The sequence below is a fragment of the Streptomyces sp. SYP-A7185 genome (assembly GCF_046103685.1).
GTDB lineage: Bacteria > Actinomycetota > Actinomycetes > Streptomycetales > Streptomycetaceae > Streptomyces.
Window position 1 is genome coordinate 4,409,777 of record NZ_CP122310.1, and the last position, 16,226, is coordinate 4,426,002.

The following is a 16,226-nucleotide window of genomic DNA, read 5'->3' on the forward strand; positions in this document are numbered from 1 at the left end:
CCGCCCCCCTGCCCCAGCCCACCCCGCCCTACCCCCGCCTCCCCCTCAACTCCCCCTTCACCACCTTCCCGCTCGCGTTCCTCGGCAGTTCCGTGACGAACTCGATCTCCCTGGGGACCTTGTAGTTCGCCATCTCGCGGCGGGACCACGCGATCAGGTCGTCCGCCGTGAGCACGGCTCCCGGCCTGCGCACCACGTACGCCTTGCCGACCTCGCCCAGTCGTGGGTCCGGGATGCCGATGACGGCCACGTCCGCCACCTGCGGGTGGATGCCGATGAGTTGCTCTATCTCCGCGGGGTAGGCGTTGAAGCCGCCGACGATGAACATGTCCTTGATCCGGTCGGTGATGCGGAGGTTGCCCGCCTCGTCGAGGACGCCCACGTCGCCCGTGCGCAGCCAGCCGTCCGGGGTGATCGCCTTCTTCGTCTCGGCGGGGTCCTCGAAGTAGCCGCGCATGACGTTGTGTCCGCGTACGAGGATCTCACCGGGGTGGCCGGGGGAGAGTTCCTCGCCCGCGGGGTTCACCACCCGGACCTCGGTGTCGGCTATGGCGCGGCCCGAGGTCGATGCGATGACCTGGGCGGCGTCTTCCCCGCGGCACATCGTGACGATGCCACTCGCTTCGGAGAGGCCGTAGGCCGTCAGGACCGTGGCGATGTGGAGTTCGGAGCGCAGGCGCTCGACCAGTTGCAGCGGGACCACCGCCGCGCCCGTCACGACCAGGCGCAGGGCCGACAGGTCGTGCTGGTCGCGGGCGGGGTGGTCGAGGAGGGACTGGTGCAGGGTGGGCGGTCCGGGCAGGACGGAGATACGTTCCGCCGCGACGTTCGCGAGGACGGTGTCGACGTTGAAGACCGGCTGGGGGACCATCGTCGCGCCGCGCATGAGGCAAGCGATGATGCCGGCCTTGTAGCCGAAGGTGTGGAAGAAGGGGTTCACGATGAGGTAGCGGTCGCCTTCGCGCAGGCCGGCGAGCTCGCTCCAGATGCCGTAGCAGCGCAGGGTCTGGGCGTGGGTGATGACCGCGCCTTTGGGGCGTCCGGTGGTGCCCGAGGTGTAGATGATGTCCGAGGGGGCGGAGCTGTCGACGGCGCCGGCCCGGACGCGTACGGCGTCGCCGCTGATGTCGTCGCCGCCGGCCAGGAAGTCCTTCCAGGTGCGGAAGTCCTCGGGGGCGTCGTCGGAGAGGACCACCACCTGTTCGAGGTGCGGGAGGCCGGGCAGGGGGCCTTGGCCCGTGCCGTCGGCGGTGGCGCGGCGCAGTGAGGCGACGTAGGAGGTGCCGAGGAAGGTGCCGGTCACGAAGAGGGTCTTGGCGCGGCTGCGGCGCAGGACGTAGGACGCTTCGGTGCCTTTGAAGCGGGTGTTGAGGGGGACGAGGACGGCGCCGGCCGTCACCGCGCCCAGGGCGGAGACGATCCAGTCGAGGGTGTTGGGGGCCCAGACGGCCACCCGGTCACCGGAGTCGATGCCGCTCGCCATGCACGCGGCGGCGGCCCGCTCCACGCGCTTGCCGAGCTCTGCGTACGTGACGCGGGTGCGGCCCTCGACGACCGCCTCCCGGTCGCCGTACCGCTCGGCCGCCGCCCGGACCAGTCCCGGGATGCTGCCCCACTCCAGGTCGCCGCGCATCGCAAGCCCCTCCGCCGCAGTAGCTGACTATCCGTCAGATTAGCTGTAACCTGACGCGCTGTCAGCAGTCGGGACGACGTATGGCGAAGCCCTGGGGCCTCGCCGGTGGCGGAGGTGTCGTTGCCCATGGCTTCACTCAAAGACGCTACAGCGATAGTCGGGATCGGGCAGACCGCGTTCGCCAAACAACTGCCCGAGGACGAGAAGACGTTGGCCTGCCGGGCGATCGTCGCCGCGCTCGACGACGCGGGCATCGCCCCGTCCGAGGTCGACGGCTTCGCCTCGTACACGATGGAGGAGACCGACGAGGTCGAGGTCGCCAAGGCGATCGGCGCGGGCGACGTGACCTTCTTCAGCAAGGTCGGCTACGGCGGCGGCGGCTCCTGCGCGACCCTCGCGCACCTCGCCGCCGCCGTCGCCACCGGACAGGCGAGCGTCGGCGTCGCCTGGCGGTCCCGCAAGCGGGGCAGCGGGCCGCGCCCCTGGAAGAACACCGCGGTGCAACTCCCCACCCCCGGCCAGTGGACACGCCCCTTCGGGCTGCTGCGCCCGGCCGACGAGATCGGGATGCTGGCCCGCCGCTACATGCACGAGTACGGGGCCACCCGCGACCACCTCTTCAACGTCGCCCTCGCGTGCAGGAACCGGGCGAACCAGAACCCGGCCGCGATGATGTACGAACGCCCCCTGACCCGCGAGATGTACATGTCGTCGCGCTGGATCAGCGAGCCGCTCTGCCTCTTCGACAACTGCCTGGAGACCGACGGGGCGCTGGCGTGCGTGATCGTGTCCGCCGAGCGCGCCCGGGACTGCCGGCAAAAGCCCGTGTACGTCCACTCCGTCGCCCAGGGGCTGCCCGCGCAGCACCACGGGATGGTCAACTACTGGAACGACGACCCGCTGACGGGCCCGGCCTGGACGGCGGCCCGGCAGCTGTGGAAGCAGGCGGACTTCGGGCCCGAGGACATCGACGTGGCGCAGATCTACGACGCGTTCACCCCCCTCATCCCGCTCTCCCTGGAGGGGTACGGCTTCTGCGGCCGGGGCGAGGGCGGCGCGTTCACGGAAGGGGGCGCGCTGGAGAGCGGGGGGCGGCTGCCGATCAACACCGGGGGCGGCGGGCTGAGCGAGGCGTACGTCCACGGCTTCAACCTCATCAACGAGGGCGTGAAGCAGCTGCGGGGCACGAGCACCGCCCAAGTCCCGTACGCGGCCACCTGCTTGGTGACCGCGGGCGAGGGCGTACCGACGTCGGCGGTCCTGCTGCGGGCGCCCTGAGGGACGCGGGGGCCGTGGGGGCCGCAGCGCCCGCCCGCCCCGCTCCCCACTCCTAGCCCCAGCCCCGAGCCCAGCCCTCTTCGGCTCCACCCCCAACCCCGGCCCCGCCCCCCACCCGACCAAGGACAATCACATGCCGGACACGAGCACCGAGCCCCTGCTGACCCCCACCATCGACGGCGACGGCGCCCCCTTCTGGGAGTACGCCGCCCGAGGCGAACTCCGCGTCCAGGCCTGTGCCGCCTGCGGCGAGCTGCGGTTTCCGCCCAGGCCCTGCTGCCCGCACTGCCAGTCCTTCGATTCCCGGTGGCAGCGCATGAGCGGCCGGGGCCGCATCTGGTCCTACGTCCGGCCGCACCCGCCCCTGCTGCCGGCCTACGCCGCGCAGGCCCCGTACAACGCGATCATCGTCGAGCTGGCCGACGCCCCGCGCATCCGTCTGGTGGGCAACCTCGTCACGACCGCGGACGCCCCGTTGAACTCCGTGGACCCCGAGCGGCTGCGCATCGGCGCGAAGGTGCAGGTCGCGTTCGCCGACGTGGACGGGATCGCGATGCCCCGCTGGCTCCTGGAGCGGCCGTGAGCCTGCGGACGGAGACCGACAAGGACACCGGGGTCGCGGTCGTCACCCTCGACCGGCCCGCCCGCCACAACGCCATCGACGTCGAAACGGCCGACCAACTACGCGCCACCTGGCGGGAGTTCCGGTTCAACGACGGCGTACGCGCGGTCGTCCTCACCGGAGCCGGGGACAAGGCGTTCTGCACCGGCATCGACCGCGCCACGGACGTCCCGCAGCCCGGCTCCCCGTACTCGATGGACGATCCGCTCCTGACGGTCGGGCCCAAGGCCAACGACCTGTGGAAACCCGTCGTGGCCGCCGTCAACGGCATGGCGTGCGGGGGCGCCTTCTACCTGCTGGGCGAGGCGGAGTTCATCGTCGCCGCCGAGCACGCCACGTTCTTCGACCCGCACACCACCTACGGCATGGTCAGCGCGTACGAGGCGATCCTCATGGCGCAGCGCATGCCGTTCGGCGAGGTCGCCCGGATGTCGCTGATGGGGACGGCCGAGCGGATCTCCGCCCGCCGGGCGTACGAGACGGGCCTGGTCACCGAGCTCGCCCCCGCAGCTGACCTGCCGGCGGCGGCCGTCCGCGCGGCCGAGGTGATCGCCGCCTGCCCGACCGAGGCGGTCCAGGGGACGGTACGGGCGCTCTGGGCAGCGAAGGAGGCGGCCCGTACCCAGGCCCTGGCCCAGGCGCCGCACCTCATCGCGCTGGGCAACCTGCCCCCGGAGCGGCAGGCGGGGCTGTTCACGGGGCGCGGCGGCGGCTTCCGTACCAGGTGAGGATGTCAGGCGTCCGCCTCGCGGGGTTCACGCACTCGGCGTAACGTCACGAGTGGACGGCCGCCGTCCGGACCCCCTTCCACACCTGGCACGACGGCCGTCACGAGGCGGTATCGCCTCGAACCCGAGCCACGTGTGCCCCGAAGACCGGGCAAGCACCCCCGAGACCGGGCGGACGGCCCGGAGACCGGGCGGACGGCCCGGAGGCTGGGGCGGGCCCCCGCGACCGGGCGCCGCGCGGCGAGCGAACGGCGCCCGCCCAGCGAGCCCTCCACGAAACCGGACGCACCCACGAGCGGTAGACGCCCAACCTCCAGGCCGTCCCGGTTGCCCCTGACAGGCCGTCCCGGTCGCATGCGACCACACCATCCCGGTCGCCTATGTCCCCGCCATCCGCTCCCCAAGGCCAAGGCCAAGGCGCCCCAGCCTCCTCGCCCCCCCTAAGCCCGCGCCGTCCCCGTCCCCCGTTCCGCGTCCAGTGCGTACACGCAGCGGTCCTTGCTGCAGGCGTAGACCACGCCGTCCCGCACCACCGGGGCGCCGGTGATCTCGCCGCCCGTGGCCAGTTTCCAGCGCAGGCGGCCGTCGTCCGCCTTGAGCGTGTAGAGGAGGTGGTCCGTGGAGCCGAAGTGGATGCGCCGGTCGGCGACGACGGGGGTGCCGACGACCTCGCCGCCCGCCTGGAAGCGCCACTTCGGCGTGCCCGTCACCGCGTCGAGCGTGTAGAGCCCCTTGCCGCTGCCCACGTGCACGTGCCCGTCGGCGACGAGGACCGGCTCGATCGACGCCCGGGACTCCGTGGCGATGCGCCACCGGTCACGGCCGTCCGTCGCGTCGAGGGCGTACACGGTGCCGAGGTAGTCGGCGAGGTAGACGCCGCCGCCGGTGACGGCGGGGCCGGGAGCGAACGCGGGCGGGCACAGGAACGCGGCGGGTGCCTCGAAGTGCCAGCGGACGTGCCCGCCCGCCACGTCGACGGCGAGGACGCGGGAGCCCGCGGACACGTACACGTACCCGTCCTGGGCGGGCGCGAGCCGCACCGGGACGCCGCCGCAGGAGGCCGCGTCGCCGATGGGGTACGACCAGCGCTCCTCGCCCGTGCGTGCCTCCAGGGCGCGCAGCCGGGCGTCCTTCCAGACGTAGACCGTGCCGTCGTGGACGACGGGTCCCGCCTCGGGGGTCTCGAAGTCGGTCTGGGCCCCGGTGATCTCCCAGAGCTTCTCGCCGTTCGCGGCCTCCCAGGCCTGTACGCCGCCGCCGCGCGTCCCGGTGACGACCGTGCCCCGGTCGACCTGGAGGGAGTACACCCAGGCGTCGGTGTTCAGGCGCCACAGGTCGGTGCCGTCGGCGCCGTCCAGGGCGTAGAGCGTGGGGCCGTCCGAGGCGTGGATGCGCCCGTCGGCGACCCCCATGGACCAGGCGACGTCCCGTGTCTTGAAGCTGCGGCGGCCGGTGCCGACGTCCAGGGCGTGCACCTCGAAGGAGGTGACGTAGACGAGGTTGCCCGCGACGGCGGGTGTCCCCCACACGTCGTTCGACATGCGGAAGCGCCACGGCCGCCAGGCGGCCCCCGCGTCCGGCGCGGCGGCGGGGGCGGGCACCACGGGGTCGGCGCCGTTCGCCACGGCCCGGGAGCGCGACCAGGAGGCGGCGAGCCCGGTGTCGACGGGGACCGCGCTCACGGCGGCCCGCGCGTCGGCGACCCGTGGGCCGGGCCCGATCGGCACCTTCGCCCCGGCGAGGTGGACGGGTCCCGCGTCCGGGACGCCCCCGAAGGGCGGCGGCTGGGTCGGCGGGGCGGGCGGCGCGTGCCGCGGCGGGGGCGGCGCGGCGACGGGAGCGGGGGCGGCGCCACGGCCGCCGCTGCGGCCGGAGGAGGCGAGCGCGGCGCGCGCGGGCGGGCGGCCGCCCCGGCGAGCCTCGATCAGCGCGACGGCCCGCTCGGGCAGCCACGCGGACGCCGTGCCGCTGTCGCCGTCCTCGCTCTCGGAGGCGAAGAGGTGCGGTGCGAGCTGGGCCTGGAGGTCGGCGGGGCTGGGCCGCAGCGGCGCCTCCATCTGCATGCACGTCTCGATGAGCGGCCGCAGCTCGTCGGGGAGTCCCGCCAGGTCGGGGCCTTCGCGCAGCAGCATGAAGACGGTCTCGACGGGGTTGGCGCCGTGGAAGGGCGCGTGTCCGGTGGCGGCGAAGACGAGCATCGAGCCGAGCGAGAAGACGTCGCTTGCGCCGGTGACGCTGCGCGAGTCCTTCGCCTGCTCGGGCGACATGTACGCGGGGGTGCCCACGGCGACGTTCGTCATGGTCAGGCGGGTGTTGGAGACGCCGGACGCGATGCCGAAGTCGATCACGCGCGGGCCGTCCTCGACGACGAGGACGTTCGACGGCTTGAGGTCGCGGTGGACCAGGCCCGCGCCGTGGATGGACTCCAGGGCCTCGGCGACGCCGGCGGCCAGCCAGCGCACGGCCTGGGTGGGCAGCGGCCCGTGTTCATTCACTATTTCTTCGAGCGAGGGAGCGGGCACGTAGGCGGTGGCGAGCCACGGCACGGCCGCGCGCGGGTCGGCGTCCACGACGGCGGCCGTGTAGAAGCCGGAGACGGCGCGTGCCGCTTCGACCTCGCGCGTGAAGCGGACGCGGAACAGCTGGTCCTCGGCGAGCTCGGTCCGCACCGTCTTGATCGCCACGCGCCGCCCTGACGCGGAGCGCGCGAGGTAGACAAGGCCCATGCCACCGGCTCCGAGCCGGCCGAGCACCTCGAACGGGCCGATCCGCCTCGGATCGTGCTGCGTCAGCTGATCCACCACTTGCCCTGCCACCTCCCCGTACGCGGGCGCCGTATGAGCGGCCCCGTGCAGCGTCTCACCACCGAGCCGCTACGGCGGCACGCACCCTGATTCTTCCTGTCCGGGGCGGTGGTGGCGAACCCGGGGCGGGATCGGGGTGTTATGGGACAAACGAGACGCAAAACCGGCGCGGGAGGGAGGGGATGCGGGAGCGAAACTTGATTCGAACGTACGATCTATTCATGGGCGGCTCGCGACCGGCGCACGGAATCGAGGGGAATACGGCCCCCAACCCCATTTGCACTCGGCCGAATCGCGCTCCGATCACCCCTCGGTAAGCTGACGGCATGACAGGACAGGTACGTACCGTCGACGGCCGCGTGGCCGGTCGACGCGGTCAGGCGACGCGTCAGAAGCTGCTCGAGTGCCTCAGCGAGATGCTCAGCTCCTCGCCCTACCGGGACGTCAAAGTCATCGACGTCGCCCGGAAGGCGGGGACTTCACCCGCGACCTTCTATCAGTACTTCCCCGACGTCGAGGGCGCCGTCCTCGAGATCGCCGAGCAAATGGCGGCCGAGGGGGCCGAGTTGACCCAGCTCCTCGACGGCCGCTCCTGGGTCGGCAAGGCGGGGTGGCAGACCTCGCAGGAGCTGGTCGAGGGCTTCCTCGACTTCTGGCGCAAGAACGACGCGATCCTGCGGGTCGTCGACCTGGGCGCCGCGGAGGGCGACAAGCGCTTCTACAAGATCCGCATGAAGATCCTGAACTCGGTCAACAACTCCCTTACGGACACGGTCAAGGAGCTCCAGGCCAAGGGGAAGGTCGACAAGGACGTCAACCCCGCCGCCATGGCGGGCTCCCTGGTCGCGATGCTCGCGGCGGTCGCCTCGCACCAGCGCGGCTTCCAGACCTGGGGCGTCAAGCAGGCCGAACTGAAGCCGAACCTCGCACTGTTGGTGCATCTGGGCGTAACAGGCAAGAAGCCGACGAAGTAGGGCATCCAGCACGAGCACGTCTCTTTCCGCGTCCTTGCGGCGCCCCTTCTGACGCTTCCCAAGTCCTGTCACCTCAGCGGCGGATCACGGTGTACCAGTGATCCGCCGCTGTGCTGCCCGCCGCCGGCACCCACAGGGGGCCGGCACGCCGGCCCGTGGCACCCGCCGGCCCCTCCCATCCGACTGCTCCCGTCAAGCCAGTTCGTGCAGCGCTTCGAGCTACTCCGTGCGGCGTTCCAGGCGGAACAGGCGGATCTCGCGGTCCACACGGGCCTGGTACGTCGCGTACGGCGGCCAGAACTTCAGCGCCGCCGTCCAGACCGCCGCGCGCTCCTCGCCCGCCAACAGCCGTGCCCTGACCGGGATGTCCGCGCCCCGCCAGTTGACGACCACGTCCGGGTGGGCGATGAGGTTGCCGGTCCAGGCGGGGTGCCCCGGGCGGCCGAAGTTGGAGCCGACCAGGATCCAACTCCCGGACTCCTCCGGCATGCAGGCCAGGGGTGTACGCCGCTCCAGCCCGCTCTTGGCGCCGCGGGCCGTCAGGATCAGCCCCGGCAGCATCCGCGCGCTGAGCAGCACCTTGCCGCGCGTGAGGCGGTGCACCGCGCGGTCCATCGCGGGGACGAAGTGCGGGGCGATCTTCGCGAAGGCCCGGGTGGACGACACCTTCTGCATCAGCCGGACACCGGGGGCCGCCGTACGGGCGCCGGCGGCCATCAGACGGCCACCGTCGGCTCGGTCCCCGTGGGGGTGAACAGCTCGGCCCGTTCCGCCGCGCGGGCCCGCAGCCGGTGCACGGGGCCGAACAGCAGCTCGTCGCTCGACGCCCGCTTGAAGTACAGGTGCGCCTCGTGCTCCCAGGTGAAGCCGATGCCGCCGTGCAGCTGCACAGCCTCCGAGGCAGCGGTCCGCAGCGCGTCCAGGGCCTGCGCCAGCGCCAGCCCACCCACCTGCTCGGATCGCACCCCGCCCGACCCGGCCACCCCAGTTTCCCCGGCCACCCCTGTCTCCCCCGCCGCCCCGGCGGCCCCGGCCGCCCACGCCGCGTAGTACGCCGCCGACCGCGCGGCCTGCACCTGTACGTACACGTCCGCGAGCCGGTGTTTGACCGCCTGGAAGGAGCCGATCGCCCGCCCGAACTGCTCGCGCTGCTTCACGTACTCGACGGTCCGCTCCAGGGCCCGGTCCGCCGCGCCCACGGCCTCGGCGGCGAGCACGGTCGCGGCGACGTCACCGACGGCGGCCAGCGCGCCCGGCACATCGGCGTCATCCGTACCGCCCAACAACTCCGCTGCCACGTCCCGCAGTTCGACGCGGGCCTGCGGCCGGGTCTCGTCCAGGGACGTCTGCCGGGTGCGGACGAGCCCGGCGGCCGTGTCGCGCACGAGATAGAGGAGCGTACGGGACCGCGCGAAGCCCCCGGTGTGCGCGGCCACGACGAGCAGGCCCGCGCTGTGCCCGTCCAGGACCTGCTCGGCCTGGCCGTAGAGCCGCCAGACGCCGTCCGCGAGGGTGGCCTGCACACCGCCCGCCCGCCCCCCGCCCGACCAGTCGCCGAGGTTGTCGCCGACCAGGCCGAGCGCGGTGGCGAGCCCGGACCCCGGCACGGCGAGCGCGGCGGCGAGCCTGCCCGCCGCGATGCGGGGCAGCAGCTCCGAGCGCTGCTCCTCGGTGCCGAGCCGCTGGAGGAGCGGGGCGACGAGTGCGGCGGTGGCGAAGAGCGGCGAGGGGGTGAGCGCGCGGCCCAGTTCCTCGCTGCCGAGGGCGAGCTCCGCCGCACCGCACCCCACGCCCCCGTACGCCTCGGGGAGCGCGAGGCCGGGCAGGCCGAGCTGTTCGGCGAGCGCGGACCAGAGGGCGGCGTCGTGTCCTGCGGGGGTGCGGACCGCGGCCTTCACCTCGTCCGGTCCGCACCGTTTGGTGACGAGCTCACGAAGGGTGCGGCGGATTTCTTCCTGCTCCGCAGTGAAGGCGGCGTCCATCGGCGGGCTCCTCCCCGGGCGCGGCCGTGCCCCTCGGCGCCGTGCACGAGGGCGGGCCGACCCAGATCTGACGGGCCGTCATGCTAGGACGGCACCCGCCAGATGCACAGGCCCGCGACGCCACGGAACACCTGCCGCCGCCGACCTCATCTGATGTACCGTCAGATTCATGCCAACTACACACCCCACAAGCCCTGGTGAGACGGCGGGCCGCCCGCGCAAGGTGGCCGTCGTCGGCATATCCCTCTCCGACTGCGGCCGGGTCGACGAGGCCACGCCCTACGCCCTGCACGCCCAGGCGGCCCGCCGCGCCCTCGCCGACTCGGGCCTCGGCCGCGAGGTCGTCGACGGCATCGCGTCGGCGGGCCTCGGCACGCTCGCCCCGGTCGAGGTCGCCGAGTACCTGGGCCTGGAGCCGCGCTGGGTCGACTCCACCTCCGTCGGCGGCGCGACCTGGGAGGTCATGGCGGCCCACGCGGCGGACGCGATCGCGGCGGGCCGCGCCAACGCCGTCCTGCTCGTGTACGGGTCGACGGCGCGGGCGGACATCAAGGCGCGGCGACGCACGTCGAACCTCTCGTTCGGCGCGCGCGGCCCCCTCCAGTTCGAGGTCCCCTACGGGCACTCCCTGATCTCCAAGTACGCGATGGCCGCCCGCCGCCACATGCACGAGTACGGCACGACGCTGGAGCAGCTCGCCTCCGTCGCGGTCCAGGCACGGGCGAACGCCGCGACGAACCCCGACGCGATGTACCGCGACCCGATCACGGTCGACGACGTCCTGGCAGGCCCGATGATCGCGGACCCGTTCACCAAGCTGCACTGCTGCATACGGTCCGACGGCGGATGCGCGGTGCTCCTCGCAGCCGAGGAGTACGTGGCCGACTGCGCCTCGGCCCCCGTCTGGGTGCTCGGCACCGGCGAGCACGTCTCGCACACGACGATGTCGGAGTGGGAGGACTTCACGGTCTCCCCGGCGGCGGTGAGCGGCCGCCTGGCGTTCGAACGGGCGGGCGTGCGCCCCGAGGACGTCGACGTGGCGGAGATCTACGACGCCTTCACCTACATGACCCTGGTGACCCTTGAGGACCTGGGGTTCTGCGCGAAAGGGGAGGGTGGCGCGTTCGTCGAGAAGGGCCGCCTGCTGCGGGACGGCGAGCTGCCGACGAACACGGACGGCGGCGGCCTCTCGGCCCAACACCCCGGGATGCGCGGCCTGTTCCTGCTGGCGGAGGCGGTACGGCAACTGCGCGGCGAGGCGGGCGAGGGCCGCCAGGTCCGCAAACGGGGAGGAGCCCTGCCGGAGGTGGCGGTGGCCTCGGGGACGGGCGGGTGGTTCTGCTCGTCGGGGACGGTGGTGTTGGGGCGGGGGTGAGGCGTCGGGGGTGGGAATGAGGCGTCGGGGCGGGGTTGGGGCCCAGAGTCGGGTGTCGGTGGTGACGGCAGGCGCGGGGTTATGGGGGGGGGTGTGGGACCCAAGGACATGGGGGCATGGGGGCATGGGGGTGTGGGGCGTGGGGGTGTGGGACCCGAGGGCGTGGGGATGGCTCGCGTAGGTTCGTCGGATGGACGACTCCGATGCCAGGCCCGACGACATTGCCCACGGGCGCGCCCTCCTGCGTTCCCTCCGCGTCTGGGACACCGAACTGCCCCCGTTCGACCTGGAGGCCGCGCCCGGCGACCCGCTGGCCCTCTTCTGGCAGTGGTTCGTGGACGTCGCCGAGGCCGGGCAGGTGGAGCCGCACACGATGACCCTGGCCACGGCGGACGCGTCGGGCCGCCCCGACGTACGGACGCTGATGCTGCACGACGCGGACGACGCCGGCTGGCACTTCGGCTCGCACGCGGGCAGCGCGAAGGGCCGCCAGCTCGCCGCGCGCCTCGAGGCCGCGCTCGGCTTCTACTGGCCCGTGCAGGGCCGCCAGGTGCGGGTCCGGGGCCGGGTCACCCCGGCGAGCGCCGCCGACAGCCGCGCCGACCTCGCCCGCCGCTCGCCGGGGGCACTGGCGTCGGCGCTGGTCGGCAGGCAGAGCGAGGTGCTGCCCTCGTACGGGGACCTGGTGGCCGCGAGCCAGGCGGCCTGGGAGCACGCGCAGGCGGACCCGGACGCCCCGGCACCGAGCTGGACCCTGTACGTGCTCGAAGCGGCGGAGGTCGAGTTCTTCCAGGGCGAGGCACGCCGCAGGCACGTGCGGCTGCGGTACCTGCGGGACCCGGACGGAGGCTGGACCAAGGAGCTGCTGTGGCCGTGAGGCTCCGCGCCACGGGCGGTTTCGCCGACCGATGGGCGGGACGGGCTGTGGGCGAGACGGTCCGTGGGCGGGACGGTCTGTGGACGAGACGGTCCGTGGGCGAGACGGCCTGTGGGCGGGACGGTCTGTGGCGCGGGTCAGCGGGTGAAGCGGTACTGCGTGAAGTCCCGCACCGGGCGGAACCCCAGCCGCTGATACAGCGCGTTGCTCGTGGGGTTGCCGACGTCGGTGAACAGCAGCACCTCGTCCGCGCCCGCCGCGAGCGCCGCACGGCTCACCTCGGCGGTCACCGCTCCCGCGTAACCACGTCCGCGCTCGTGGGCCGGGGTGTAGACGGGGGCGATCCGGATCTGGCCCGCGACCTGGCGGGTGTTGCCGGCCATGGCCACCGGGGTGCCGTCGGGGGCCTCCCAGAGGGTGACGCCCCCATAGGAGATCCGGGCGTCGGCCCACTCGCCCGCGCCCATCGCCCCCTTCTCCCCGATGGCCTCGTGGAACGCCCCGTGCCAGCGCACGAGCAGCGCCCGATCGGCACCGGTGGCGACCCTCGCCCCACCGGCCGGTGGCGGCTCGGGCGGGGTGAGGGTGCCCAGGCGGTAGAGCCGCTGGGGGAAGTTCACGGCGGGGGTGGCGTTCGTACGCCGCCGCCAGGCATCCGCGAACGCGGCCGCTGTGACGCTCTCGGCCCCCACCCCGGCAGGCGCAAGGCCCGCGTCGGCGAGGACCGCGGCGAGTTCGTCGACGGCCGCGTCGGCGTCACCGCCACCGCCCCCCTCGGCGAGCGGGCTCAGGGCGAGGAAGTGCGGCGGGGTCCAGAGGAAGGCACCGGTGACCACGGGCTCCCCCGCCCCTGGCCCTTGGCCGCCATCGCCATCCCCCTCCCCATCCCCAACCCCATCGCTGTGGTCGTCGCCACCCCCGCCGGTGCGGAACCCGAAGAGGGGGTCCTCGTCTCCGTACGCATGGAGCCCGCGCGTACGCAGGGTGTCGGTGACGCTGAGCAGCGCGGTGTGGAGGGCGGGCGCGGAGTGCAGGAAGGTCTCGGCGCGTGAGTGGAACTCGTCGAGGTCGGAGGTCAACCGCCACCCGGAACCGGGCGAAGAAGAGGAGGGGGAGGAAGCCATGGGCGATGATCCCCCGCACCCCACCCCCGGCAGAAGCGATTTACGTACCCCGCTGCCGCCACCGAAGCCGCCCCGCCCCACCACCGATTCGGCGGCCGAGGCCCCAAAGCCCCACCCATGCCGGAACGAAGAGCCCACCTGAGCACGAGGAACTACCTCTCAACCCGGAAGAACCGCGCACCTCACCCAACCCGCCCAGCCCTACGAAACACCGGCACAGCCAAACCCTCCCTCGTACCCGCACCCTCGCCCTCACCCGCACCCTCGCCCTCACCCTCACCCGCCGCACGGAACGCGACCTCAAGCGCCATCCCGATCCACAGCTCCCCCTCACCCAGACCGACGCTCTCGCCCCCCTCTCCCCCGACGATCTCCGTCATCATCCGCGGCCCCTCGGCGAGATCGACGACCGCAGCGACGTACGGCACCCGGGAGCCGAACGGCGGCAGGTCGTTGCGGTGCACCACGGACCAGGTGTAGAGCGTGGCCTGACCGCTCGCCCGCTCCCAGGTGACGTCCTCGCTCCAGCAGTGGGGGCAGAACTCGCGCGGGTAGTGGTGCGCCTTGCCGCAGCCGCCGCAGCGGCGGATCAGGAGGTGTCCCTCGGCCGCCGCGTCCCAGTAGGGGCGCGTGAAGGCGTCCGGCTCGGGAAGGTCGAAGCGCGGCCCCGTGGGCCGGGTCCCGGCGCTCACAGGAAGAGTCCGATCGCGTTGTCCACGGACCAGGCCTGCCAGGACATGGCGAACAGCGCGACGAGCGAGATCAGCGCCATCATCGCGTTCTGCCCCTGCTCGGCCCAGTCGTGGATCATGAGGACGAGGTAGAGGAGATTGAGCAGCAGGCCGCCGATCAGTGCGATCGGCGTCAGGAATCCGACGATCAGGCCGAGTCCCAGGGCGAGTTCGGCGTACACGACGACGTACGCCATGGTCTTGGGCCGGGGCGCGACCACCGTCGAGAAGCCGCTGCGGACCGCGTTCCAGCGGTGCTTCTCCGCGACGCTCGCCGCCCAGGCGATCCCCGTGCCCCGCTCGAACCAGCCCTTCTTGTCCTTGTGCCGCCAGCTCTCGAGCCACCACAGGCCGAGGCCTATGCGGAGTACGGCGAGCCATTCGGCGCCGGTGAGCCAGATCGTGTCCATGCGGCGGCTTCTCCCACTCCGACGTTGCCGTCATTGGTTTCTGACGGTACGTCAGTTCAGCGCAAGCCCGGCGCGTGCGCAAGAGGCGTACGCAAGAGGGCGTACGGCACGCGGGCCCGCCGACGTGGCGCGGAACGCACGGACGGAGGGTGCGCCACGCATACCCGTGATCAATTCGCAACCGGTTTGGGGCTTGACCGTCCCCCATCAAGTGACAACGTGATTACGCTCAGACGCATGGCCGACACCACTCCCCCACAAGCGCCACAACAAGACCGCCCCGTGTACGTCGTCGGCGGCGGACCCGGCGGGCTCTCCGTCGCGGCCGCGCTGCGTGCCCGCGGGGTCCGTGCGGTGGTGCTCGAGAAGTCCGACCGGGTCGGCGCCTCCTGGCGCACGCACTACGACCGCCTGCACCTGCACACGACGCGCCGCCTCTCCGCGCTGCCGGGGCTCGCGATACCGCGCTCCTTCGGCCGCTGGGTGTCACGTGACAACGTGCTGCGCTACCTGGAGAAGTACGCCGAGTTCCACGAGCTGGAGATCGTCACCGGCGTCGAGGTGTCCCGCGTCGAGCGCACGGCCGACGGCACCGGCTGGCTGCTGCACGCCAGCGGCGGCCGGGAGTTGACCGGCAGCGCGGTGGTGATCGCCACGGGGTACAACCACACGCCCCACCTGCCGGACTGGCCCGGCCGCGACACGTACTCCGGTGAACTCGTGCACGCGAGCGCCTACCGCGAACCGAGCCCCTACGCGGGCAAGGACGTCCTGGTCGTGGGCGTCGGCAACACCGGCGCCGAGATCGCCGTGGACCTCGTCGCGGGCGGCGCGGCCCGCGTCCGCCTCGCGGTGCGCACGGCGCCGCACATCGTCCGCCGCTCGACGGCGGGCTGGCCCGCGCAGCGCACGGGCATCCTGTGCCGCCGGCTGCCCGTCGCGCTCGTGGACCGGCTGGCGGGCCCGATCGCCAAGGTGAGCGTTCCCGACCTGTCCGCGCAGGGGCTGCCCCGCCCCGACAGCGGCCTGTACTCGCGCGTCAAGGAAGGCGCGATCCCGGTCCAGGACGTGGGCCTGATCGACGCGGTCCGCAAGGGCAAGGTCGAGCCGGTCGCGGCCGTCGACTCCTTCGAGGACGGCAAGGTCGTCCTGGCCGACGGCACCCGGATCGTCCCCGAGGCGGTCATCGCGGCCACCGGTTACCGCCGCGCCCTGGAGCCGCTCATCGGCGACCTCGGCGTGCTCGACGCGAAGGGCAGCCCGCTGGTCCGCGGCCCCCGCACCCCGAAGTCGGCCCCCGGCCTCTACTTCACCGGCTTCACGAACCCCATCAGCGGAATGCTGCGCGAGATGGCACGAGACGCAGAAAAGATCGCAAAGGCAATAACAAAAACACACCCAACCCCCCACTGAGCGACCCACCTTCGAGGGGCGCCTCGACAGGGCCACGAGGACCAGCACAACCAGCCCCGAAAGGGCCACGAGGACCAGCACAACCAGCCCCGAAAGGGGCGCGGGGAACTGCACACCCAGCCCCGAAAGGGGCGCGGGGAACTGCACACCCAGCCCGAAAGGGGCGCGGGGACCTGCGCGACCAGCCCCGAAAGGGGCGCGGGGACCTGCGCGAGCCCCACGAAAGGGACACAGACAACCGCACGCCCAGCCCCCCAAGGGGCGCGGGGAACTGC

General features: G+C 72.9%; 14 protein-coding genes. 7 read left to right on the forward strand and 7 right to left on the reverse strand.

All coding sequences use genetic code 11. The features are described 5' to 3' along the window. Positions 1-28: 28 nt before the first annotated feature. A complete protein-coding gene (locus QBL25_RS19185) occupies positions 29-1,633 on the reverse strand; it encodes a FadD3 family acyl-CoA ligase (RefSeq protein WP_409058261.1) in 1,605 nt (534 codons plus the stop codon). Positions 1,634-1,759: 126 nt separating this feature from the next. Here QBL25_RS19185 and QBL25_RS19190 point away from each other — a divergent pair, with 126 nt between their 5' ends. The 3 genes from QBL25_RS19190 to QBL25_RS19200 all read left to right on the forward strand — a co-directional run bounded on the left by QBL25_RS19190 (position 1,760) and on the right by QBL25_RS19200 (position 4,261). Continuing rightward, on the forward strand, positions 1,760-2,911 hold the full coding sequence (locus QBL25_RS19190) for a lipid-transfer protein (protein WP_409058262.1): 1,152 nt from the start codon (positions 1,760-1,762) through the stop codon (positions 2,909-2,911). 133 nt (positions 2,912-3,044) lie between these two features. Next, on the forward strand, positions 3,045-3,494 hold the full coding sequence (locus QBL25_RS19195; RefSeq protein ID WP_409058263.1) for a Zn-ribbon domain-containing OB-fold protein: 450 nt from the start codon (positions 3,045-3,047) through the stop codon (positions 3,492-3,494). Beyond that, positions 3,491-4,261, forward strand: a complete 771-nt coding sequence (locus QBL25_RS19200; protein WP_409058264.1) for an enoyl-CoA hydratase/isomerase family protein — start codon at positions 3,491-3,493, stop codon at positions 4,259-4,261. The genes QBL25_RS19195 and QBL25_RS19200 overlap by 4 nt, the downstream gene beginning before the upstream one ends. Positions 4,262-4,701: 440 nt before the next feature. On the opposite strand, the gene QBL25_RS19205 is transcribed toward QBL25_RS19200, so the two are convergent. Continuing rightward, positions 4,702-7,065, reverse strand: a complete 2,364-nt coding sequence (locus tag QBL25_RS19205) for a PQQ-binding-like beta-propeller repeat protein (RefSeq protein ID WP_409058265.1) — start codon at positions 7,063-7,065, stop codon at positions 4,702-4,704. Between the two features lie 326 nt (positions 7,066-7,391). Between QBL25_RS19205 and QBL25_RS19210 the strand changes: the two genes are divergently transcribed. Further along, a complete protein-coding gene (locus QBL25_RS19210; protein WP_409058266.1) occupies positions 7,392-8,039 on the forward strand; it encodes a TetR family transcriptional regulator in 648 nt (215 codons plus the stop codon). Between the two features lie 219 nt (positions 8,040-8,258). Here the strand turns inward: QBL25_RS19210 and QBL25_RS19215 are convergent, their stop codons facing one another. Both QBL25_RS19215 and QBL25_RS19220 read right to left on the reverse strand, forming a co-directional pair. Continuing rightward, positions 8,259-8,756, reverse strand: coding sequence for a nitroreductase/quinone reductase family protein (locus QBL25_RS19215; protein ID WP_409058267.1), 498 nt, complete (start codon positions 8,754-8,756; stop codon positions 8,259-8,261). Continuing rightward, positions 8,756-10,021 (reverse strand): acyl-CoA dehydrogenase family protein, encoded by a 1,266-nt coding sequence (locus tag QBL25_RS19220; RefSeq protein WP_409058268.1) that lies wholly within the window; start codon positions 10,019-10,021, stop codon positions 8,756-8,758. Before QBL25_RS19220 ends, QBL25_RS19215 begins: the two co-directional genes overlap by 1 nt. Before the next feature lie 169 nt (positions 10,022-10,190). On the opposite strand from QBL25_RS19220, the gene QBL25_RS19225 reads away from it, so the two are divergent. Continuing rightward, on the forward strand, positions 10,191-11,396 hold the full coding sequence (locus tag QBL25_RS19225; RefSeq protein WP_409058269.1) for a thiolase C-terminal domain-containing protein: 1,206 nt from the start codon (positions 10,191-10,193) through the stop codon (positions 11,394-11,396). 190 nt (positions 11,397-11,586) lie between these two features. Next, complete coding sequence (locus QBL25_RS19230) at positions 11,587-12,273, forward strand: pyridoxal 5'-phosphate synthase (RefSeq protein WP_409058270.1); 687 nt, start codon at positions 11,587-11,589, stop codon at positions 12,271-12,273. A gap of 137 nt (positions 12,274-12,410) precedes the next feature. Here the strand turns inward: QBL25_RS19230 and QBL25_RS19235 are convergent, their stop codons facing one another. The 3 genes from QBL25_RS19235 to QBL25_RS19245 form a co-directional block, all read right to left on the reverse strand. Further along, entirely contained in the window at positions 12,411-13,397 is a 987-nt protein-coding gene (locus QBL25_RS19235; RefSeq protein WP_409058271.1) for a GNAT family N-acetyltransferase, read from the reverse strand. Positions 13,398-13,579: 182 nt separating this feature from the next. After that, positions 13,580-14,089 (reverse strand): Zn-ribbon domain-containing OB-fold protein, encoded by a 510-nt coding sequence (locus tag QBL25_RS19240; protein ID WP_409058272.1) that lies wholly within the window; start codon positions 14,087-14,089, stop codon positions 13,580-13,582. Further along, positions 14,086-14,538, reverse strand: coding sequence for a DoxX family protein (locus QBL25_RS19245; protein WP_409058273.1), 453 nt, complete (start codon positions 14,536-14,538; stop codon positions 14,086-14,088). The genes QBL25_RS19240 and QBL25_RS19245 overlap by 4 nt, the downstream gene beginning before the upstream one ends. Before the next feature lie 237 nt (positions 14,539-14,775). Between QBL25_RS19245 and QBL25_RS19250 the strand changes: the two genes are divergently transcribed. Then, complete coding sequence (locus QBL25_RS19250) at positions 14,776-15,951, forward strand: flavin-containing monooxygenase (protein ID WP_409058274.1); 1,176 nt, start codon at positions 14,776-14,778, stop codon at positions 15,949-15,951. The last annotated feature ends 275 nt before the right edge of the window (positions 15,952-16,226 follow it).